Consider the following 21,270-nt stretch of genomic DNA (forward strand, 5'->3'; position numbering starts at 1 on the left):
CGACTCGTTTCAGTAGTCGGAGGTGATCGAGTGGCTCGGGTTGCCGGCACATGGAGGGCGTCTGGGGCTGCGGAAGCCGCTCTGATGAAGGCGCTGTACGACGAACACGCCGCGGTGCTGTGGCGCTACGCTTTGCGACTGACGGGGGACGCAAGCCAGTCCGAAGACGTGGTCCAGGAGACGCTGCTGCGGGCCTGGCAGCATCCCGAGGTGATCGGCGACACGGAGCGGTCGGCGCGGGCGTGGCTGTTCACGGTGGCCCGCAACATGATCATCGACGATCGGCGCAGCGCGCGCTATCGCAACGTCGTCGGCTCGACGGACGAGGCGGGCGCCCCGGAGCAGTCCACGCCGGACGAGGTCAACGCGGCCTTGGACCGGTTGCTGATCGCCGACGCCATGGTCCAGCTGTCGGTGGAGCACCGGGCCGTCATCGAACGGTCCTACTACCGCGGTTGGACCACCGCACAGATTGCTGCAGACCTCGGCATCGCCGAGGGAACGGTGAAGTCGCGACTACACTATGCCGTGCGCGCGTTGCGACTCACTCTGCAGGAACTCGGAGTCACCCGATGAGGGGCTCCGCAGACTTGGGGGTGATGGGGACATGAAGGAAATGAGGACGCCTGTGCTGGGTGTCGGTACTCCCGATGATCGCTACGCGATGTGGGACGCCGCATACGTTCTGGGCTCCTTGTCCGCGGCCGAGCGTCGGGAATTCGAGACGCACATGGCGCAGTGCCCGGCGTGCCGCGAGGCGGTCGCCGATCTGAGCGGAGTGCCTGCGCTGCTCTCGCAGCTGAGCCGCGAGGACGTGGCCGGGATCGACACCCGCGGCGCGGAGTTGCCGGAGCCGCCGGAGATGTCGCCGCAACTGTTGCCGGCGTTGCTGGCGACGGTGCGCTGGCGGCGCCGCCGCACCCGAATGGTGACCTGGGTGGCTTCCGCCGCCGCGGCCGTGGTCCTGGGGCTCGGGGTGTTCGCGGGCGTGCAGGGGTACGTCACCCAGCCGCCCCAGCACTCGCCGCAGGCCGCGTCGCAGCAGATGTCGCAGGTCGGCACCAACCTGCTGACCTCCTCGGTCGCGGTGACCAGCCAGCACTGGGGGACGTCGATCAACCTGAGTTGCGTCTGCCTGGCCCCGCTGAACGCGCATCACGACACGCTGGCGCTGGTGGTGGTGGGCCGCGACGGAAGTCAGACCCGGTTGGCCACCTGGGTGGCCGTGCCCGGTCACACGGCGACGCCCGCGGCCAGCATCTCCACCCCGGTCGACCAGATCGCCGCGGTGCAGGTGGTCGGGGCCGACAACGGGCAGGTACTGCTGCAACGCTCGCTGTGAGGTCCACCCGCCGGCGGGGGCGGTGCGGTAAGAAGGGGCGTGGCCGCCTCGAAACCGAAACCCGACCCGATCGCCGCGGCGCGCACCAACTGGGAGCGCGCGGGCTGGGGTGAGGTGTCGCAGGGCATGATGGCGGTCACCTCCGTAATGCGCGCGCACCAGATCCTGTTGGCGCGCGTCGAGACCGCGCTGCGTCCCTACGACTTGAGCTTTTCGCGGTTCGAGTTGCTGCGCCTGTTGGCGTTCAGCCGCACCGGTGCGCTGCCCATCACCAAGGCGTCCGACCGCTTGCAAGTCCACGTGACGAGCGTGACCCATGCGATCCGCCGCCTCGAGGCCGACGGCCTGGTGCAGCGGGTGCCGCACCCCACCGACGGGCGCACCACGCTGGTGCAGATCACCGAGCTGGGCCGCTCGACCGTCGAGGACGCCACCGTCACCCTCAACGAGCAGGTGTTCGCCGACATCGGCATGACCGACGCCGAAGCGCGGGGCCTGGTGTCGTCCATCGAGACGCTGCGGCGCAACGCCGGTGACTTCTGAGTTTGCGAAGGCTCAGCGCAGCGCTTCGATGACCGCGCTGAAATCGAGGTCGGCGTGCTCGGCGGCGAACTTTGCGTAGATCTCGGCGGCGTGCCGGCCCAGCGGGGCCGACGACGCGGTCGCGTTGACGGCGTCCATGGCCAGGCCCAGGTCCTTGTTCATCAGCGCGGTCGCGAAACCCGGCTTGAAGCCGTTGTTGGCGGGCGACGTCGGCACCGGCCCCGGCACGGGGCAGTTGGTGTGCACGGCCCAGCAATTGCCGGTCGCGCCGGTGATGACGTCGAACAGCGACTGCGCCGACAAGCCGAGTTTCTCGGCCAGCAGGAACGCCTCACCGATGGCGATCTGCTGCACCGCCAGCACCATGTTGTTGCACACCTTGGCAGCCTGCCCGGCCCCCGCCGCCCCGCAGTGAATGACCTTGCCCGCCATGGGCTCCAGGACGGGCCGGGCGCGTTGCAGCGCCTCCTCGTCACCGCCCACCATGAATGCGAGCGTGCCGGCCACGGCGCCCTTCACCCCGCCCGAGACCGGCGCGTCCACCTGGACCGCGCCCCGCGACTCGGCGAGCGCGTGTACCTCGCGGGCGTCGGTGACCGAGATGGTGGAGCTGTCGATGAACAGCGCGCCGGCGCGGGCGGCGGGCAGCACCTCGGCGTAGCAGCGTTTCACGATGTCACCGTTGGGCAGCATGGTGATGACCACGTCCGCCCCGGCCACCGCGTCGGCGGCGCTGTCGAGCACGGCGACGCCGTTGGCGCCGGCGGCGGCCGCCGCGGCGGGCACCGGGTCGAACCCGCGCACACCGAAGCCGGCGGTCAGCAGGTTGGTCGCCATGGGCGCGCCCATGTTGCCCAGGCCCAGGAACGCGACGGTCAACGCCTCAGTCATCTTCGACCCTCCTATGCGGTTGCTCGGAACCGTGCGGCCTCGGCCCGCCCGACGACGACCCGCATGATCTCGTTGGTGCCTTCCAGGATTCGGTGCACCCGCAGATCGCGCACGATCTTCTCCAGACCGTACTCGCGCAGGTAGCCGTAGCCGCCGTGCAACTGCAACGCCTTGTCCGCGACGTCGTAGCAGGTGTCGGTGACGTAGCGCTTGGCCATCGCGCACAGCTCGACCTTGTCGGGATCGCCGGTGTCCAGGGCGGACGCGGCCCGCCACAACATCATTCGCGACGTCTCGAGCCCGGTGGCCATGTCGGCCAGGGTGAACCGGATGGTCGGCTCGTCGATCAGGGCGGACCCGAACGCCTGGCGGTCCCGCACGTAGGCGCCGGCTTTGTCGAAGGCGGCCTGCGCGCCGCCGAGCGAGCAGGCGGCGATGTTGAGCCGGCCGCCGTTGAGGCCGTTCATCGCGATGCCGAAGCCGGCGCCCAGCCCGTCCGCGCCGCCCAGCATCGCGTCGGCGGGCACCCGGACCCCTTCGAGGATGACCTGCGCGGTGGGCTGGGCGTGCCAGCCCATCTTCTCCTCCAACGCCCCGAAACTGAGTCCCGGCGTGCCCTTTTCAACGATGAACGCCGAAATGCCGCGGGGGCCGGGCTGTTCGGTGCCGCCGGTGCGCGCCATCACCACGTAGACGTCCGAGGCGCCCGCGCCGGAGATGAACTGCTTCACCCCGTCGAGCACGTAGTCCGCGTTTTTTTCCGGGCCCTCCCGGACCGCGCGCGTGCTCAGCGCGCCGGCGTCCGACCCGACGCTGGGCTCGGTGAGGCAGTAGCTCGCGATGACGTCCATCGACGCCAACCGCGGAACCCAGCTCTTGCGCTGTTCGGGGGTGCCGAAGCTGTCGATCATCCACGCGCACATGTTGTGGATGGACAGGAACGCCGCGGTGGTGGGGTCGGCCGCCGCCAACTGCTCGAAGATCCGCACCCCGTCGAGGCGGCGCAGGCCGCTGCCGCCGACGTCCTCGTGGCAGTAGATGGCGGCCATCCCCAACTCGGCGGACTCTCGCAGCACGTCAACCGGAAAGTGTTGCGCGGCTTCCCATTCCAGGGCGTACGGGGCCAGTCGCTTGGCGGCGAACGCGGCCGCCGTCTCGGTGATGACGCGCTCGTCGTCGTTCAGGGCGAACATGGCCTTAATCCATGGTGGGGATGACGAATTCGGCACCGTCCTTGATGCCGGACGGCCACCGCGACGTCACCGTCTTGGTCTTGGTGTAGAACATGATCGACGAGGGCCCGTGCTGGTTGAGGTCGCCGAAGCCGCTGCGCTTCCAGCCGCCGAAGGTGTGATAGGCCACCGGAACCGGGATCGGCACGTTGACGCCGACCATGCCCACCTGCACGCGGGACACGAAGTCGCGGGCCGCGTCACCGTCGCGGGTGAATACCGCGACCCCGTTGCCGTATTCGTGTTCGGACGGCAGGCGCAGCGCCTCTTCGTAGTCGTGCGCGCGGACGATGCACAGTACCGGTCCGAAGATCTCGTCGGTGTAGATGGTCATGTCCGGGGTGACGTGGTCGAACAGCGTGGGCCCGATGAAGAAGCCACCCTCGAGAGAGGCGTCGCCGTAAGCCAATTCGTCGCTGGCGCGGTCGCGGCCGTCGATGACGATCTCGGCGCCGGCCTCGACGCCCTGGGCGATGTAGTCGCGCACCCGGGTCAGCGCGGCCTCGGTGACCAGCGGGCCGTAGTCGGCCTTCGGGTCCAGGCTGTGGCCCACCCGCAGGTTGTTGATCCGCTCGATCAGCCGGGCGCGCAACCGGTCCGCGGTCTGCTCACCGACGGGCACCGCGACGCTGATCGCCATGCAGCGTTCGCCGGCGCTGCCGTATCCGGCGCCGATCAGCGCGTCGACGGCCTGGTCGAGGTCCGCGTCAGGCATCACGATCATGTGGTTCTTGGCGCCGCCGAAGCACTGCGACCGCTTGCCGGTGGCGGCGGCTCCGGAGTAGATGTACTGCGCGATGTCGGAACTGCCGACGAACCCGACGGCCTGGATGTCGGGGTGGTTGAGGATGGCGTCGACGGCCTCCTTGTCGCCGTGCACCACCTGGAACACGCCCGGCGGTAGGCCCGCCTCGGTGAACAGCTCGGCCAGCCGCACCGGCACCGAGGGGTCGCGCTCGCTGGGCTTGAGCACGAAGGCGTTGCCGCACGCCAGCGCCGGCCCGGCCTTCCACAGCGGGATCATGGCGGGGAAGTTGAACGGGGTGATACCCGCGACCACGCCCAGGGGCTGGCGCAGCGAGTACACGTCGATGCCGGGGCCGGCGCCCTCGCTGTACTCGCCCTTGAGCAGGTGCGGGATGCCGAGGCAGAACTCGATCACCTCGATGCCGCGCTGGATGTCGCCCTTGGCGTCGGCCAGCGTCTTGCCGTGCTCGAGGGACAGCAGCTCGGCCAGCTCGTCGTTGTGCTTGGCCACCAGCTCGATGAACCGCATCAGCACGCGGGCGCGGCGCTGTGGATTCCATGCGGCCCAACCCTTTTGGGCCTCGACCGCCGAGGCCACCGCGGCGTCGATGTCGGCCTGGCCGGCCAGCGGCACCTGGGCCTGCACCTGCCCGGTGCTCGGGTTGAAGACGTCCGCGGTGCGGGTGGACTGGCCGGCGGTGCGCTTCCCGTCGACGAAGTGCGGGATCTGTGTGGTCATGAGGTGCCCTCGGGTGTGGTTGACGGGGTTACTTGGATATCCTAGTAACCGGTGTCGGGCGTTGGCAAGGAGGGTGACTTGTCCCGCTCAAGAGCCGTAAATACCGTTTCAGCGTGTCGGAGGAGACGGGGCAGGGCGCGGATGCAGCACGCGGCCGTGAGTCGAAATTGGCCGAGGCTGCGCGGGTACCAGCTGCCGCCGACCGGGCTGTAGGCCCCGCGTTGCGTACCGCCTATCAAAGTGCTCTTCGGGGACGGCGACAGCTCGAGGCTATCGAAATCGACATTGAAACGGCTGTAGCTAAGCAGCAGGAACTGGCTCTGGACACTGCGGCGGGTGCCGCCAATTTCTCGAGATTCCTCAATGCCAAGACAAGAGACATCAACCGACTGGTGGCCCAAACGGCGGCGGATTCTCAAGCGGGAGCATCAACGCTGCGATCGCTCGCCCCGTCTTATCAGGCCGTCGGATACGACACCTTGCCCGAGGAGCCGCCTCCGGCGCCCGTACCATTCCCTCCTTATCAACCCAAGGTCTGGGCAGCGTGTCGATTGCGAGGTCAGGATCCCGACAAAGTCGTCCGCACGTTCTATCGCGCCCCGGTTAGCGCAGGTTACCGCTCACTCCCTGGCGGCGACTCGGTTTTATTCTGTGGCAACGACAAGTATGGGTTAATGCACATCGAGAGGGAGCACGGCGACCAGTGGGATCAGATCGCCAACACGCGTTGGCCCACCGCCGGTAATTGGCGATATCTCGCCGACTACTCGATAGCTCAGACGTTGGCCAAACCAGATCGGGTGGAGTACAACCAAAACAACGACACATTCGCGCTTTATCGCAGGATTTCGAGTGCGGACGGCAGTTACGTCTTTACGACGCGTGTCGTCATTTCGGCAAGTGACGGGAAGACCGTTACAGCGTTCCCGCAGACGAAGGGATAAGTGGAGTGAGCGGAAGCGTTGAGCCATTGGATAGCTATACTGGCCGCCGCGACCTCATTGCGAAAATATTGGAACCGTATTTTCGGATTAGTGAAATGCTTCCGAGCAACCAGAGGCCGACCTCGGAAAGTGTAGAAAAATTCTGGGATAACTCACTTGTATGCAGCTGGGCGGACCAGGAAACGGGGCGCAAACGCAACCTCTCGGTCTCGTTGTACCGGACGGCCGACGGTGAACGAAGAGTGCACGAAATCCGGGAGACGATTCGACAGGAATGTCCGCCGGGGGTAGACCTGCACACACCGAATGCCGAGGCCTACGAAGTTATCGGGCCGCGGCCAGGTGAACACGTTTTCGTTCTGTATTACCTCGGGCACCTGCGCGCCGTTGTGGGCAACTGCGTCGTTCAAATAATGCCGATGGGAACCGGCGTCGACCTGAGCGATCTGGTCGATCCGGCACTCGACATCGGCCGCACGGTGGGCTGTTCAGCGTACGTAAACGACTTCATGTCGCCGGAGTTCCCGACACAGTGGCACGACCAGTTGGGCGGCTGGCGGGTGGAAGGCGAGGACCGCTGACGCCGGACGGGCTAGCCTGGGGTCCCTATGGACACCATCGAGGCCGACTACCTGGTGGTCGGGGCCGGCGCCATGAGCATGGCGTTCGTCGACACGCTGGTGACCGAGACGCGGGCCCGCGTGGTGGTGGTCGACCGCAACCACCAGCCCGGGGGGCACTGGACCACCGCCTACCCGTTCGTCCGGCTGCACCAGCCGTCGGCCTTCTACGGTGTCAACTCGCTGCGGTTGGGAACCGACACGATCGACCAATCCGGCTGGAACGAAGGGCTTTACGAGCTGGCCAGCGCCGCTGAGGTGTGCGCCTACTACGACCACGTGATGCGCAGGCAGCTGCTGCCCACCGGGCGGGTCAGCTACTTCCCGATGAGCGAGTATCACGGCGACGGCCGCTTCACCACGTTGGGCGGCGCCGAGTACGCCGTCACCGTGACGCGCCGCGTGGTCGACGGTGGCTACATGCGGGTGACGGTCCCGTCGATGCGGCCGCCGCCCTACCCGGTGGCACCCGGCGTCGAGTGCGTCCCGCCCAACGCGTTGCCCTCGCGGGCGGCCCACCAGCGCTTCGTCGTTGTCGGCGCCGGCAAGACCGGCATCGACGCGTGCCTGTGGTTGCTCGGCCACGGTGTCGCACCCGAGCGGCTGACCTGGATCATGCCGCGCGACTCCTGGCTGCTGGACCGCGCGACCATGCAGCCCGGCGCGGCGTTCGCCGCCACGATCAAGGCCGGGTTCATCGCTCAGCTGCGCGCCATCCGGGACGCCACGTCACCCGAGGACCTGTTCGACCGCCTCGAGAACGCCGGGTCGCTGCTGCGGATCGACCCGCGCGTGCGGCCCACCATGTACCGTTGCGCCACCGTCACGCGGGCCGAGCTGGAGCAGCTGCGCCGCATCGACGACGTCGTGCGCCTCGGCCACCTGCGGCGCATCGAACCCGACCGGATGGTCCTCGATGGCGGCGAGATCCGCGTGCCCGGGCCCGCCCTCTATGTCGACTGCACCGCCGACGGCGCCGAAAAACGGCCCGCCACGCCAATTTTCGACGACAAACGGATCACGCTGCAAAGCGTGCGCGGCTGCCAGCAGATCTTCAGCTCCGCGCTCATCGCGCACGTCGAGGCGGCCTACGCCGACGACGCGACCCGCAACGCGCTGTGCGTGCCGTTACCGCACCCCGACACTGACCTCGACTGGATACGCCTCGCGCGGGCCGACTACGGCAACCAGCTGCGCTGGTTCGGCGACCCCGAGCTGAGCGCATGGCTGGCGACCGTCCGCCTGGACCTCTTCGGCCACCTCGTGGGCCAGCTGCTGCCGCCCGCGTCGGCCAAGCCGCGGGTGCGCGACCGAATCCTGGGGGTGGCCACGTCGGTACTGTCGGCCACCGCCGCGAAGCTCGACGAGCTGTTGGTCGACCAGGCTTCGCTCGCCGCACCCTGAGCCGGGTGTAACCCGAGCCGCTATTGATCGGGTGAAGGAGGCACGTGGCGGCACAAGGCGACCCCATCGACCCGCGACCCCTGCGCGCGGTGCCCGACTCTGGCTTTGCGGGCTACCCCGACTGGGAAGCGGTCTACCAGGACAACGCGACCTGGGTCTATCGCACGCTGTTCGCGCGGGTGGGCAACCGTGCCGACGCGGAGGATCTCACCGCGGAGGTGTTCCTGGCCGCCCTGCGGCCCCTGCGGTTGACCGCCAGCGTCGCCGAGGTGCGGGCCTACCTGCGGGCGACGGCGCGCACGGTACTGGCGGCGCATTGGCGGGAGACCCTGGGCCGCGAGATAACCTCCATCGAGGACATCGAACAACCGCCCGAGAGCGAGGACGCGATCAGCACCGCGCCGCAGCGTGTCGCCGAGGTGCTGGACACCCTGCCCGACCGGTACCGAAGAATCTTGGAACTGCGCTTCCTGCAAGGAGTTTCGATCAAGGAGTCGGCCGTGCAGCTCGGCATCAGCGTCGCCAACGCCAAAGTGCTGCAACACCGCGCGCTGCGGCTGGCGGCCCAAGTCAACGAGAGGGACCGGCCATGAACGCGCGGGGGCTGCGGCGCTACGTCGACGATCTGCTGCGGGGTCGGCGGCCCAAACCCTTTGCGCCCGACGACTTCGAGGCGGCGCAGCTCCGTACGGCGATCGAGCTGCGCGCCGCGGGCAGGGGTGTCGACGGCCCGGATCCCGCCTTCGTCGACGACCTGCACCGCCGGCTGGCCGAACAGATGTCGAGTGCACCGGCGGGGCCCGCGCCGCGCCCGAGCAGCACCCGGCGCCAGGTCATCGTCGGCACCTCGGCCGCCGCGGCGGCGGCGGTCACCGCGGTCTCCGTGGACCGCGCGGTGATCGGCACCGGCGCCGGGGGTCCCGCCGTCGCGGCCGAACTGACGCCCAACGCCGGTAGCTGGCAGCGCGTCGCCGCCAGCCACGAGGTGCCTGACGCGACGATGCGTCCCTTCGACCTCGGTACCGTCACCGGGTTCGTCCGGCGCGTCGACGGCAGGCCCCAGGCCGTCTCCGGGGTGTGCACACACCAGGGTTGCCGCCTGTGGTTCGACGCGCCCGACGACACGCTGCGCTGCCCCTGTCACTCGACGTCGTTCGCGCCGACCGGTGAGGTGCGCACCCACCAGCTGCCGATCGCACCAAACCCGTTGCCCACGTTGATGGTTCGTGAGTCCAACGGCGTCATCGAGGTGTTCGCGCCGAAGGTGTAACCCTCGGGCCTATCCCTAGGCATGAGAATCGCCAAACCTGGAACAGCCCTCGCCGCGGTCGCGGTAGCGCCCCTGCTGCTCGCGGGGTGCTCGGCGTCGCGTCCGGCGCCGGCCGCCGACGTGCCGAAAACAACCCCGTCGGTGTCGGTCACCGCGCCGCCGGTGCGTGGCGATCAGGTCACCATCGACAACTTCGCGTTCGCGCCAGAGACGGTGACCGTCAAGGCGGGCGCCACCGTCACCTGGACCAACCGCGACGAGGAACCGCACACCGTGGCCGCCAGCGACGGCACCTTCCACTCGCCCGGCATGGGAACCGGCGCGACGTTCACCCACACCTTCAGCAGCGCAGGCACTTTCGACTACGTCTGTTCGATCCACCCGATGATGCACGGCTCCGTGGTGGTGACGCCGTGATGCCAATGAGCCGCCGCCAATTGCTGCGGCACACCGCCTGGTTCGGCGCCGCCGTCGGTTTCGCGGTCACCGGGGGCGAAGTCATCTCCCATGTCGCCGGGGCGGCCGCGGCCGGGCACGCGGATCAGCGACCGGCCCTGCGCTTCGCGCAGGTCAGCGACAGCCACATCGGGTTCACCGGCGCACCGAACCCCGACGTCTCCGGGACCTTCAGCCACGCGATCGACCGGATCAACACTCTCGGCTACACACCGGATTTCGTCATCCACACCGGCGACCTGACCCACCTGTCCAGCCCCGCGCAGTTCGACCAGGTGAAGCAGATGATGAGCTCCTTGAAGACGCCGCACGTGTTCACCGTGCCGGGCGAACACGACTCCGTCGACGACGCGGGGCAGAAGTACCGCGCCGCATTCGGTGCCGGGTCGACCGGTGACGGCTGGTACAGCTTCGACATCGCGGGCGTGCACGTGATCGCCCTGGTCAACACGTTGAATATGCGCAAGCTAGGCCACCTGGGCGCCGATCAACTGGAATTCGTGCGCAAGGACGTCGCGCGGTTGTCCAGCGATACCCCGATCATCGTGTTCAGTCACATCCCGCTGTTCGCGATGTATCCCGAGTGGGGCTGGGGGACCGACGACGCCACCCAGGCGTTGAGCTACCTGCGCCGGTTCTCCTCGGTTACCTGCCTCAACGGCCATGTGCACCAACTCTTCTCGAAAACCGAGGGCAACGTGACGTTCTACAGCGGGACGACGACGGCCTACCCGTTGCCCCACCCGGGTGACGGTCCAGCGCCCAAGCCGGTGACGTTGCCGGCCGGCCGGCTGCGCGACGCGCTGGGCGTTCGCGAGGTCAGCTACACCAGCGGCGAGACCGTGCTGGCGCTGAAAGAACGGCCGCTGCAATGACGCCGGCGACCGCCCTGATCCGGTGCGGCTACGCCGCGTCGCTGGCGGCGGCCGCGTACAGCCACGCCTACTTGTACGTCCACGGCTACCAGCACGTCCCACACGTCGGAGCCGGATTCCTGGTGCAGGCCAGCCTGTCGTTCGCACTCGCGCTGTCGATCCTGCTGGGTGGCCCAGCGTGGCTGGGCTGGGCCGGCGCGGCGGTCGCCGGCGCCTCCCTGGCCGCCTTCGTTGCCTCGAGAACCGTTGGGCTGCTCGGCTTCTCCGAGCACGGCTGGGAACCGGCGCCGCACGCGGCGCTCAGCGTGGCCGCGGAGGCCGGCACCGTCGCGCTGTGGGCCGCCGTCCTTGTCGCGCGCCGCCGTCGAAGCGCGGCCTAGGCGGGATCCGGGACGTCGGGAGCCCCGCGTTCGGCAACGACCTGGGCGCTGCTGGTGTCCAGCGGCTCGTCGGAGCTCGAGGCGACGGGGGCCGCCCACTTGCGCCGCAACCGGCGTTTCAAGGACATCGCCGGCTTCTCGATCAAGTACCAGCTCAGGGCGGCCACGGGCAACACCGCCGCCACCGAGACGAGAAAAAACAACGCCGGGTGCAGGCGCGCGACACCGCACACGGCGAGCAACTGCTGGACGGGGAAGGCGTAGATGTACAGGCCGTAGGACAGATCCGTGCGCAACCGCAACCGCGGGTTGTGGATCAGCGAGGCGGACACGATGACGGCGTAGGCCAGCGGCAGGGCGCCGACCACCCGGTAGTCCGGCAACTGACCGGCCGCCAGCACGATCACCACGCAGACCGCGACCAAGGACCACCGCGCCGGGATCACGTCCCGCCACTGGTACATGATGGCCCCCGAGGCGAACATGATCGCCGAGCGCACCGCCAGCTGGGGAATTGTCCACGTGCCGGGGAAAGTCAGCGGCGGGAGCAGCAACGCGCCGACCACGCCCACCGCCAGGATGGCGGGCGAAATCCAGCGCTTGTCCGCCAGTCCCGCGACGCCGATGGCGGCGACGACCAAGTAGCACAGCAACTCCCAGATCAGCGACCACATCGAGCCGTTCCACGCGGGTCCGCCGGGGACGTGGCTCAGCGTTCCGCTGATACCGGGCTGCAGGTAGGCGACCGCGGCGTTCTTCAGGACGTAGGAGATCGGCCCGCCGGAGGCGAGCAGCTTGCTGACCGAGCCGCCTTCGATCGCCACGCTGAGCGGCGCGAAGACGAAGGCGGTGAGGACCAGGCAGATGTAGAAACCGGGCAGGATGCGCAGGGCCCGGGCGGTCAGGTAGTCGCGCACGCGCGGATCGCACAGCCAGCTGCGGGTGATGAGGAAGCCGGAGATGGCGAAGAATCCGTCGACGCCGACCGAGAAGAAGAGCTCCAAGATCGGTTTCGGCACCTGGTGGCCGGTGGCGGGCCACGAGTGGAACAGCATCACCTCGGCGGCGAGCGCCAACCGAAACGCGTTGAACGCGTTGTTCCGTGGATCGAAAACCTGCTCAAGCTTCATTCAGCCTCCGCCCCGTCCGGCACCCCCGTGCTCCCGCGTCATGCTATCGGGTACGGGCCGCTGCGCGGGGCGGCTTGATCAGGTGGCGTCCACCAATTCAGGTGGCGCCCGTAACTTCCGGCGGGCGCGCCACCGCAGGCGGGTCCTGGGTGCTCAGCGGGTGACCCTTGAAACGCTTCTTCAACGACCTGGCGGGCTTCTCGACGAGGAACCAGCTCGCCGCGGCCAGCGGTGCCGTCACCGCCGCCACCACGCCGCTGAACAGCAACGGGCTCAGGGCGACCAACCCGCAGACGGCCAGGATTTGCTGGACCGGGTAGGCGTAGATGTACATGCCGTAGGACAAATCGGTACGCAGCCACAGTCGCCGGTTGCGCACCAGCGATCCAGAGACCACGACGGCGTAGGCGAGGGGGAGGGCGCCGACCACGCGGTAGTCGGGCAGCTGGCCGGCGGCGACGACGATGACCACGCTCACCGCCACCAGCCACCAGCGCGCGGGGATCACGTCGCGCCACTGATACAGCAGCGCCCCGGCCGCGAACATGACGGCCGAGCGGCACGCCAGGAAGAACAGCGCCGTCCGCACGTCCCCCTCCTGGTGGTGCAGCACGTCGGGGAACTTGATGCCCGGCAGCGTCGCCGCCCCGAGCGCCGCCGCGACCATGATCGCCGGGGACACCCAGCGGCGGTTGGCGAGCCCGGCCACCCCGATCAGCGCGACGACCAGGTAGCACATGACTTCCCAGATCAGCGACCACAGCGACGCGTTCCAGATTCCCGCGTTGGGGATACCGTGCGGCGTGCCACCGACATCGGGCTTGAGCCAGGCGACCGCGGCGTTCTCCGCGACGTATTCGAGCGGCGCCCCGGATAGGACGAGCTTGAGAGCGGAGCCGCCCTGGATCGCGACGCTGAGCGGCGCGAAGACGAAGGCGGTGACGATCATGCAGACGTAGAAGCCCGGCAGGATGCGCAGGGCGCGGGCGGCCAGGTATTCCCGCAGGCGCGGGTTGCTCAGCCAGCTCGCGGTGATCAGGAAACCGGAGATCGCGAAGAAGCCGTCCACCCCGCCGCACAGCAGCAGTTGCAACACCGTCCGCACATTCGGGAGGTGGCCGTGAATAGGGTAGGTGTGCCAGAAGACAACCTCGCCGGCCAGGGCAAGCCGCCACGCGTTCAACGCATTGTTGCGCGGATCGAACACCTGCCCGAGCTTCATCGCCTCCCCCGTCAGTGCGCAGGGCTCGTTATCGGCGTCATCTTATAGTCACCGTGAGCCAAAGAGGGCGAGTTTACGGTAACCGAGCGATCGTCGAGGCGTAAATAGCCGGAGTGGACCCCTCGCCCGTCGTTTCGCGCCGCGCGTTCGCTGTCGCGGAGGCGGCACCGGCCCCAACCGTTGCGGGATCGCGTCTTTCAGGCGCGCAGGCCGTCGATGAAGGCCCGGGTGTCCTCCCAGCTGGGAAGCAGCCCCGAGGACCGCACGTCGTCGAAACTCGGTGCCGCCGCGTCGCGCTCCGACAACGTCGGCGGTGCGCCGTCGACCAGCGGCCACTCGATCGCCAGCGCCGGGTCGGTGGCGCGGATGGTGTGCTCGCGACCCGGGTTGTATTCCGCCGAGCACAAATAGACGACTGTTGAATTGTCTTGCAGGGCAAGGAAGCCGTGCGCCAGGCCCTCGGACAGGTAAATCGTCCTGCGGTCGGTGTCGTCGAGCAGCACCGAGTCCCACTGACCGAACGTCGGTGAGCCCTCGCGGATGTCGACCACCACGTCGAACACCGACCCGCTCACGCAGGTCACGTATTTGGCTTGGCTGGGTGGCAGCTGTGCGAAATGCAGGCCGCGCAGCACGCCCGCCGACGACACCGAGCAATTGGCCTGCTTGACGTCCAGGCTGTGGCCGGCGAACGAGCTGAAACCCTTGTCGGTGAGCCACTCGAAGAACTGCCCGCGCGAATCGCCGTGGATGGTCGGGGTGATCTCCCAGGCGCCGGGGACCTTCAATTCGCGTGCTTTCACGTCACTGGCCCCGCTGCGCGTAACGGGCCTCGGCGGCGTCCTTCAACGGCCGCCACCACGATTCGTTGGCGCGGTACCAGTCGATGGTGGCATCCAGCCCCTCCTCAAAGTCGGTATGCTTTGGTGCCCAACATAATTCGTCGTAGAGCGTGGACGGGTCGATGGCGTAACGCAGATCGTGGCCGACGCGGTCCGTGACGTGGTCGAAATCGTCGGGCTCGCGGCCCATCTTCTTCAGCAGCGTGCGCAGCACGGTCAGGTTGTCGCGCTCGCCCTCGGAACTGATCAGGTAGGTCCGGCCGATCTCGCCCTTCTCCAGGATGCGGCGCACGGCGCTGTTGTGGTCGTCGACGTGAATCCAGTCGCGCACGTTGGCCCCGCTGCCGTACAGCTTGGGACGCCGGCCGGTGAGCACGTTGGTGATCTGGCGCGGGATGAACTTCTCGACGTGCTGGTAGGGCCCGTAATTGTTCGAGCAGTTCGACAGGGTGGCGCGCACGCCATAGGACCGCACCCAGGCCCGCACCAGCATGTCGGCGGCGGCCTTAGTCGCCGAATACGGGCTCGAGGGGTTGTAGGGCGTCGCCTCGGTGAACCGCTTGGGGTCGTCGAGTTCCAGGTCGCCGTAGACCTCGTCGGTCGAAATGTGGTGCAGCCGAACGCCGTGGCGCCGCACCGCCTCCAGGATGGTGAACGTGCCGACGACGTTGGTATGCAGGAACGGCGCCGGATCGTCCAGGGCGTTGTCGACGTGGCTCTCCGCCGCGAAGTGCACGACGGCGTCGGAATCGGCGACCAGCTTGGACACCAGCTCGGCGTCGCTGATGTCGCCCACCACCAGCTCGATGGCGTCATCGACGTCGGCCAGCGACTCGCGCCGGCCCGCGTAGGTCAGCGCGTCGAGCACCGTCACGGAATCCTCGGGGTGTTCGCGGACGGTGCTGTGCACGAAATTGGCGCCGATGAAGCCCGCGCCGCCGGTGACCAGAAGCCGCATGGGTGAAACCCTAACCGAGCGGGTCGGTCAGGCGTGGGGGGTTAACCCGAGCGGTCCCGCCAATTCACCCAACCCCGCCAGCATGGCCTGCTCGTCGCCGGCGCCCAACACCTGGATCGCCACGTGATCGGCGCCCGCCTCCAGGTGTTCGTTCAGCCGCCGCGCGATCTCCTCGGGGGTGCCGTAGGCCACCACCGCGTCGATCAGCCGGTCGCTGCCGGGCTTGCGCACGTCGGCCTCGGTGAATCCCAGGCGCAGCCAGTTGTGCACGTAATTGCTCAGCCCGAGATAGAAGTCCACGGTCTTGCGGCCGATCGCGCGCGCCTCATCGGCGTCGGTGGTCAGGACAACCTTGTGCTCCGGCGCCAAAAACACTGTCCCGCCCAGCAACTCGCGCGCCTTGGCGGTGTGTTCGGGCGTGGTCAGGTACGGGTGCGCGCCCGCGCTGCGCTCGGCCGCCAGGCGCAGCACCCGCGGCCCCAGCGCGGCGAGGACCCGGCGGCTCGTCGGCACCACCGCAGCGTCGAGCGCGTCGAGGTAGTTGACCAGCGCGTCGTAGGGCTTGACGTACTCCTGCGTGTGCTCGGGGTGGCCCACGCCGACGCCCAGCACGAACCTGCCCGGATGGGCGGCCTCGATACGCTGGAAGGACGCGGCGACGGTCGGCGCCGGCGCGTTCCAGACGTTGACGATCCCGGTGGCCAGCTGCAGCGACGTCGTCTGCGCCAGGGCGGGTTCCACCCACGCCAGCTCGGCGTCCGGCGAGGCGCCGGCCCAGGCGGCCCCGTAGCCCAGCGCCTCGATGCCCGCGGCCAGTTCCGGGGTCAGCGATCGGTTGGGCAGCCACACGCCATAACGGCCCAGCTCCGGCTTCAGCCCCGCTACCTCGGTCATCGGCGTCCCTCCCCGTCCGTTCGGCTCAGCGCTGCGTCAGCCCGAGCGGCCCCGCCAGCTCGGTCAGGGCCGGCACCAGGTTGTCATCTTTCGTCAACACCTGCACGGGCACGTGGTCGGCGCCGGCCGTGAGGTGCTCGGTCAGCCGCGCCGCGATCGCGTCGGGCGTGCCGTAGGCGACCACCGCGTCGACCAGGCGATCGCTGCCCGGTCGGGTGACCTCATCCTCGGAGAAGCCGAGCCGCTTCCAGCTGTTGCGGTAATTGGCCAGGTTGAAATACACGTCGAGGGCTTTGCGGCCCACCGCGCGGGCCTTCTCCGCGTCCGTGGTGAGCACCACCTTGTGCTCCGGCGCCAGGAAGGCGTCCGCGCCGATCAACTCGCGGGCCCGCGCGGTGTGCTCCGGCGTGGTCAGGTATGGGTGCGCGCCGGCCGCGCGCTGCGCGGACAGCGTCAGCACCCGCGGCCCCAGCGCGGCCACCACCCGGCGGTGCGGGGGGACGCCGTGCGCGTCGAGCTGGTCCAGGTAGTCGGTCAGCGCGTCGTAGGGCTTCCGGTACTCGGTGTGGGCCTCGGGATGCCCCACCCCGATGCCGAGCAGGAAGCGGCCCGGATATGCCCGGTCGATGCGGTGGAACGACTCGGCCACCGGCGCCGCGGGCGCGGTCCAGATGTTGACGATGCCGGTGGCCACCTGCAGGGTGCTCGTCGCCGCCAGCAGCGGCTCCACCCAGGCCAGCTCGGCGGGCGGCGACCCGCCCACCCAGACGGCCCCGTATCCCAGGGACTCGATCGCCTGCGCCTGTTCGGGCGAGACGCCGCGCCCGAACACGCCGAATCGGCCGAGATCTGGCTTGCTGGTCTGAGCATCGGTCATGGTCGTTCCCAACCGCGGCCCCACGACTGCTATTCCGGCTGCTCGACGTCCACCGCGGGGGGCAGCTCCAGGGGGAGCAAGACGATGAACCGAGTGTCGCCCGGCTCGGATTCCACCCGCAGGTCCCCGCGGTGCTTCTTCACGACGATGTTCCAGGCCAGATCGAGGCCCAGCCCGGTGCCCTCGCCGAACGGTTTGGTGGTGAAGAACGGCTCGAAGATGTGTTCGCGCACGCCGTCCGGGATGCCGGGGCCGGTGTCGCAGATCTCGACGCGGGCCATGTTTTCGCCCTCCCGGCAGGTGCGGATGGTCAGCGTGCCGCCGGTGTCGCGCATCGCGGCGACGGCGTTGTCGATGATGTTGGTCCACACCTGGTTGAGGTCACCCGGGTAGCAGGGGATCTCGGGAAGCGACTTGTCCAGTTCCTTCACCACGGTGATGTTGGCGCCCGGTCCGAGCCGGTCGGCGAACATCGACAGCGTGCTGCGCAGCAACTCGTGCACGTTGGCCACCTGGAACGGCGCCCGGTCCATCTGCGAATACTGCTTGGCGTCGGCGACCAGCGCCGAAATGCGTTTGCTCGCCTCGAGAACCTGATTCATCAGCAGCTCGCTCTCGATGGTGTAGTTGATCCATCGGATCGCCTCCTCCAACGATGTGGACGCGAGTTCCTCGCTGACCGTGGAAATCCGCTCCAACCACGCGGTGTCGATGCCGCCTTCGACGAAGGTCGGCGCGATGTCCCAGCCGCCCTCGATGCCGTGGTCTTCCAGCCACTCGCCGACGGCATCCTCGCGATCGGCGGTCTCCAGGGCGCTCAGGTGCTCCGAGGCCGACTTCGCAACCTGCTCGGCGACCCCCTGCTGCAGGCGGACCAGCGCGCTGAGCGCTTCGGGGCTGACGGTGCCGTCGGCGAGCTTCGCCAGCTTGCCCCGCATCCCCGCGACCCGGCCGCGCAGATCGGCCGCCGCCCGGGCGATGGCCGCCGCGGGGTTGTTCAGCTGATGAGTCAGGCCGGCCGACAACCGTCCCAGCGCCAGCAGCTTCTCCCGGTTGTCGATAATGCGCCGGGTCCGGTCGGTGCCCACCGCGATGCCGTCGAGCAGGTGCACGGCCATCGGGAACTGGTCGCGCATGAACTGGGCGAACACCGGCGCGTCCATGACGAAGAACCGCGACGGTTTCGTCACGTGCACCGAGGCGTCGTAGCTCTTCTGGTTGCCACCGGTGAACGCCCGCCAGGCGCCGGCGTACACGCCGCGCTGCGAGGTGCGGTTGGTCTCGATGTCCTGGCCGCCGGAGAGCTTAGACATCGTCAGCTCGCCCTCGATCAGGACGTAGAAGCAGGTCGCGGGTTCACCCTCGACGCAGATCGGCCCTGGCTCGTAGTTCGCGATGTGCCCGCTGCTGCACAGCGTCGCCAGCTGCTCGTCGTTGAGCGCCTCGAACAGGAAGAGGGTGCGCAGCTCGTCGGGCTGGCAGGGCGTCTTCGTGGTCACGATTCCGCCAGGTAGCGGTGCACCAGCATCACGGCCATCGATCCCTCGCCGACCGCCGCCGCCACCCGCTTGGCGGATTCGGCGCGCACGTCGCCGGTGGCGAACACCCCCGGCACGCTGGTCTCCAGGTGGTGCGGCGGGCGGTCCAGCGTCCAGCCGCACACGTTGCGCAGGTCCGGGCCGGTCAGGATGAAGCCGTGGTCGTCGCGGGCCAGCACGCCGTCGAGCCAGTCGGTGCGGGGCGCGGCGCCGATGAAGATGAACATGCGGGCGCAGGCGACCTCCTCCCGCTCACCGGTGCGGTTGTTGACCAGGGTCAGCTTCTCCAGGTGGTCATCGCCGCTGGCCCGCTGCACCTCGGTGCAGGTGCGCACGGTGATCTTCGGGTTCTGCTCGATCTGCTGGATCAGGTAGTAAGACATCGACGCTTCCAACGACGGGGCCCGGACCACGATGGTCACCGACTTGGCGTGCCGCGACAGGTACATGGCGGCCTGGCCGGCCGAGTTGGCCCCGCCGACCACGTACACCTCCTCGTCCTGGCATTCCGCCGCCACCGAGACGGCCGCGCCGTAGTAGACGCCGCAACCGGTCAGCTCGGTGCAGCCCTCGGCGTCGAGGTTCCGGTAGGCGACGCCGGTGGCCAGGATGACCGCGTGCGCGTCGATGGAGCCGCCGTCGGCGAACCGCACGGTGCGTTTCGGGCCGTTCACCTCGAGCGCGACGGCCTTGCGGGCGGTGATCAGTTCGGCGCCGAACTTCTCGGCCTGCCGGCGCGCGCGGTCGGCCAGCTGCCCGCCCGACACCCCGTCGGGGAACCCGAGATAATTCTCGATGCGTGAGCTCTGGCCGGCCTGGCCGCCCGTCGCGGTGCGCTCGATGAGCACGGTGCGCAGCCCCTCGGACGCGCCGTACACCGCGGCGGCCAGGCCGGCCGGCCCGCCGCCGATGACGATCAGGTCGTAGAACTCCTGCGATGGCGTGGTGGTCAGGCCCAGGGTGTCGGCGAGCTCGGCGTCACTCGGCTCGATCAGGGGTTTGCCGCGCTCGGTGATGACGACCGGCAGCCGCCGCCCGTCCTCCCCGGCCGCGCTGAGCAGCCGCTCGCCGGCCGGCTCGTCGGCCATGAACCAGGTGTAGTAGAGGCCGTTGCGGGCCAGGAAGTCGCGCACCTGCCACGACCGCGCCGACCAGCGGTGGCCGATCACCTTGGTGTGCGGGATGGGGTGCTCGGGCGCCGCCCGCCACGCGTCGAGCAGCGCGTCGATGACGGGGTAGAACTTCTCCTCCGGCGGGTCCCACGGCTTGAGCAGGTAGTGGTCCAGGTCGACGACGTTGATCGCGTCGATGGCCGCATGCGTGTCGGCGTAGGCGGTGAGCAGCACCCGCCGCGCGGCCGGGTACAGGTCCATGGCCTGCTCGAGAAACTCGATGCCGCTCATCTGCGGCATCCGGTAATCGGCGATCAGCATCGCGACCGTCTCGCCGCGCAGCTTGAGCTCCTTGAGGGTGCCCAGGGCGTCGGGGCCCGACTCGGCGCGCACGATTCGGTGGTTCTCGCCGTAGTGGCGGCGCAGGTCTCGCGCGACGGCCCGCGACACCGACGGATCGTCGTCGACGGTGAGCATCACGGGCTTGCGCTGGGCGATGGGTGAGCCGGCGGTTGCTGGGGAGGTGGGCGTGGTCATCGGCGTTAAGTATGCGCTTGTCAGCGGCGGTGCGGGAGGTTCGGCGGGTAGGCTCGGAGTCATCCCGCAGCGATTTTGGCCAGCACGAACAACCAGGTATTGTGGAACAACGGTGCGGCATCCGCGCCGGCTTTTTGGTGTGCCAAGTCCCGAGGAATTTCCTGTCACCGGCTCACGTTTTAAGTCGGTGCTGCGTGTTGCGCCGCGCAAGGCCGCAGCCGTGAACGAGACGAAACACTAGAAGACACCTAAAAGACGAGGACGCTGAAGAAGTTATGGCCAAGAAGGACGGCGCCATCGAGGTCGAGGGCCGCGTGGTCGAGCCCCTGCCCAATGCGATGTTCCGCATTGAGCTGGAGAACGGCCACAAGGTGCTCGCCCACATCAGCGGCAAGATGCGGCAGCACTACATCCGCATCCTGCCCGAGGACCGGGTGGTGGTGGAGCTTTCTCCCTACGACCTGTCCCGCGGCCGCATCGTGTACCGCTACAAGTAAGCCAGCGCAGAGCCCCGACAAACCGACAGACAAGAACAGGATCGAACAGCCGTGAAGGTGAACCCCAGCGTCAAGCCAATCTGTGACAAGTGCAGGGTGATCCGTCGGCACGGGCGGGTCATGGTGATCTGCTCTGATCCGCGCCACAAGCAGCGCCAGGGCTAGTGGCGATCGCCAGCGCGGCGTAGCCGGGCGCAGCGGGTCGCCACGATCCATCGAG

The 21,270-nt window shown here is 68.6% G+C and carries 24 protein-coding genes and 1 pseudogene; 13 read left to right on the forward strand and 12 right to left on the reverse strand.

Annotated features, from left to right (window positions below; translation table 11 throughout):
- Positions 1–30 precede the first annotated feature (30 nt).
- From A5700_RS11710 to A5700_RS11720, 3 genes are read left to right on the forward strand one after another with little or no spacing between them, the layout of a single operon-like run.
- Positions 31–576: a sigma-70 family RNA polymerase sigma factor gene (locus A5700_RS11710; protein ID WP_082959779.1), complete on the forward strand. Its 546-nt coding sequence runs from the start codon at positions 31–33 to the stop codon at positions 574–576.
- Positions 577–607: 31 nt separating this feature from the next.
- On the forward strand, positions 608–1,342 hold the full coding sequence (locus A5700_RS11715; RefSeq protein WP_068071799.1) for an anti-sigma factor: 735 nt from the start codon (positions 608–610) through the stop codon (positions 1,340–1,342).
- A gap of 39 nt (positions 1,343–1,381) precedes the next feature.
- A complete protein-coding gene (locus tag A5700_RS11720; protein ID WP_068071797.1) occupies positions 1,382–1,885 on the forward strand; it encodes a MarR family transcriptional regulator in 504 nt (167 codons plus the stop codon).
- A gap of 12 nt (positions 1,886–1,897) precedes the next feature.
- On the opposite strand, the gene mmsB is transcribed toward A5700_RS11720, so the two are convergent.
- The 3 genes from mmsB to A5700_RS11735 are packed head-to-tail and all read right to left on the reverse strand — an operon-like array spanning position 1,898 to position 5,494.
- Positions 1,898–2,776: a 3-hydroxyisobutyrate dehydrogenase gene (gene mmsB / locus A5700_RS11725; protein WP_068071795.1), complete on the reverse strand. Its 879-nt coding sequence runs from the start codon at positions 2,774–2,776 to the stop codon at positions 1,898–1,900.
- 11 nt (positions 2,777–2,787) lie between these two features.
- Positions 2,788–3,969, reverse strand: coding sequence for an acyl-CoA dehydrogenase family protein (locus A5700_RS11730; protein ID WP_068071793.1), 1,182 nt, complete (start codon positions 3,967–3,969; stop codon positions 2,788–2,790).
- Between the two features lie 4 nt (positions 3,970–3,973).
- Positions 3,974–5,494, reverse strand: coding sequence for a CoA-acylating methylmalonate-semialdehyde dehydrogenase (locus A5700_RS11735; protein WP_068071791.1), 1,521 nt, complete (start codon positions 5,492–5,494; stop codon positions 3,974–3,976).
- Between the two features lie 113 nt (positions 5,495–5,607).
- On the opposite strand from A5700_RS11735, the gene A5700_RS25335 reads away from it, so the two are divergent.
- The 8 genes from A5700_RS25335 (at position 5,608) to A5700_RS11770 (ending at position 11,443) form a co-directional block, all read left to right on the forward strand.
- Positions 5,608–6,438, forward strand: a complete 831-nt coding sequence (locus A5700_RS25335) for a DUF4226 domain-containing protein (protein WP_068071789.1) — start codon at positions 5,608–5,610, stop codon at positions 6,436–6,438.
- 95 nt (positions 6,439–6,533) lie between these two features.
- Positions 6,534–7,019, forward strand: a complete 486-nt coding sequence (locus A5700_RS26970) for a hypothetical protein (protein ID WP_369828266.1) — start codon at positions 6,534–6,536, stop codon at positions 7,017–7,019.
- Between the two features lie 27 nt (positions 7,020–7,046).
- Positions 7,047–8,462, forward strand: coding sequence for an NAD(P)-binding protein (locus tag A5700_RS11745; RefSeq protein WP_068071787.1), 1,416 nt, complete (start codon positions 7,047–7,049; stop codon positions 8,460–8,462).
- Positions 8,463–8,506: 44 nt separating this feature from the next.
- A complete protein-coding gene (locus tag A5700_RS11750; RefSeq protein ID WP_068071784.1) occupies positions 8,507–9,055 on the forward strand; it encodes an RNA polymerase sigma factor in 549 nt (182 codons plus the stop codon).
- Positions 9,052–9,732, forward strand: coding sequence for a Rieske (2Fe-2S) protein (locus A5700_RS11755; RefSeq protein ID WP_068071782.1), 681 nt, complete (start codon positions 9,052–9,054; stop codon positions 9,730–9,732). The genes A5700_RS11750 and A5700_RS11755 overlap by 4 nt, the downstream gene beginning before the upstream one ends.
- 21 nt (positions 9,733–9,753) lie before the next feature.
- Entirely contained in the window at positions 9,754–10,149 is a 396-nt protein-coding gene (locus tag A5700_RS11760) for a cupredoxin family copper-binding protein (RefSeq protein WP_068071776.1), read from the forward strand.
- 5 nt (positions 10,150–10,154) lie between these two features.
- The gene (locus A5700_RS11765) at positions 10,155–11,063 is read left to right on the forward strand and encodes a metallophosphoesterase (protein ID WP_068071774.1); all 909 of its coding nucleotides are present in this window, start codon (positions 10,155–10,157) and stop codon (positions 11,061–11,063) included.
- Positions 11,060–11,443, forward strand: coding sequence for a hypothetical protein (locus A5700_RS11770; protein WP_068071772.1), 384 nt, complete (start codon positions 11,060–11,062; stop codon positions 11,441–11,443). Before A5700_RS11765 ends, A5700_RS11770 begins: the two co-directional genes overlap by 4 nt.
- Here A5700_RS11770 and A5700_RS11775 read toward each other — a convergent pair.
- From A5700_RS11775 to A5700_RS11810, 9 genes and pseudogenes are all read right to left on the reverse strand, one after another.
- The gene (locus A5700_RS11775) at positions 11,440–12,573 is read right to left on the reverse strand and encodes an acyltransferase (protein WP_068071770.1); all 1,134 of its coding nucleotides are present in this window, start codon (positions 12,571–12,573) and stop codon (positions 11,440–11,442) included. The genes A5700_RS11770 and A5700_RS11775 overlap by 4 nt on opposite strands.
- 97 nt (positions 12,574–12,670) lie before the next feature.
- Positions 12,671–13,795 (reverse strand): acyltransferase, encoded by a 1,125-nt coding sequence (locus A5700_RS11780; RefSeq protein ID WP_068071767.1) that lies wholly within the window; start codon positions 13,793–13,795, stop codon positions 12,671–12,673.
- 197 nt (positions 13,796–13,992) lie between these two features.
- Positions 13,993–14,598, reverse strand: a complete 606-nt coding sequence (gene rfbC, locus A5700_RS11785) for a dTDP-4-dehydrorhamnose 3,5-epimerase (RefSeq protein ID WP_068071764.1) — start codon at positions 14,596–14,598, stop codon at positions 13,993–13,995.
- 1 nt (position 14,599) lies between these two features.
- On the reverse strand, positions 14,600–15,595 hold the full coding sequence (gene rfbB / locus A5700_RS11790; protein WP_068071762.1) for a dTDP-glucose 4,6-dehydratase: 996 nt from the start codon (positions 15,593–15,595) through the stop codon (positions 14,600–14,602).
- A gap of 27 nt (positions 15,596–15,622) precedes the next feature.
- Positions 15,623–16,489, reverse strand: coding sequence for an LLM class F420-dependent oxidoreductase (locus A5700_RS11795; RefSeq protein WP_068071760.1), 867 nt, complete (start codon positions 16,487–16,489; stop codon positions 15,623–15,625).
- A 25-nt stretch (positions 16,490–16,514) separates the two neighbouring features.
- The gene (locus tag A5700_RS11800) at positions 16,515–17,366 is read right to left on the reverse strand and encodes an LLM class F420-dependent oxidoreductase (RefSeq protein WP_068071758.1); all 852 of its coding nucleotides are present in this window, start codon (positions 17,364–17,366) and stop codon (positions 16,515–16,517) included.
- 29 nt (positions 17,367–17,395) lie between these two features.
- Positions 17,396–17,968: a sensor histidine kinase gene (locus A5700_RS27400; protein ID WP_369828267.1), complete on the reverse strand. Its 573-nt coding sequence runs from the start codon at positions 17,966–17,968 to the stop codon at positions 17,396–17,398.
- A 537-nt stretch (positions 17,969–18,505) separates the two neighbouring features.
- Positions 18,506–18,865, reverse strand: a pseudogene (locus A5700_RS27405) (cyclic nucleotide-binding domain-containing protein); the annotation flags it as partial.
- On the reverse strand, positions 18,862–20,553 hold the full coding sequence (locus A5700_RS11810; RefSeq protein WP_068071754.1) for an FAD-dependent oxidoreductase: 1,692 nt from the start codon (positions 20,551–20,553) through the stop codon (positions 18,862–18,864). The gene A5700_RS11810 and the pseudogene A5700_RS27405, both read right to left, overlap by 4 nt.
- Positions 20,554–20,828: 275 nt before the next feature.
- Between A5700_RS11810 and infA the strand changes: the two genes are divergently transcribed.
- Complete coding sequence (infA, locus tag A5700_RS11815; protein ID WP_003418601.1) at positions 20,829–21,050, forward strand: translation initiation factor IF-1; 222 nt, start codon at positions 20,829–20,831, stop codon at positions 21,048–21,050.
- Positions 21,051–21,101: 51 nt separating this feature from the next.
- On the forward strand, positions 21,102–21,215 hold the full coding sequence (gene rpmJ / locus A5700_RS25340) for a 50S ribosomal protein L36 (protein WP_003879483.1): 114 nt from the start codon (positions 21,102–21,104) through the stop codon (positions 21,213–21,215).
- Positions 21,216–21,270 lie beyond the last annotated feature (55 nt).

The organism is Mycobacterium sp. E1214, from assembly GCF_001666755.1.
Classification (GTDB): domain Bacteria; phylum Actinomycetota; class Actinomycetes; order Mycobacteriales; family Mycobacteriaceae; genus Mycobacterium.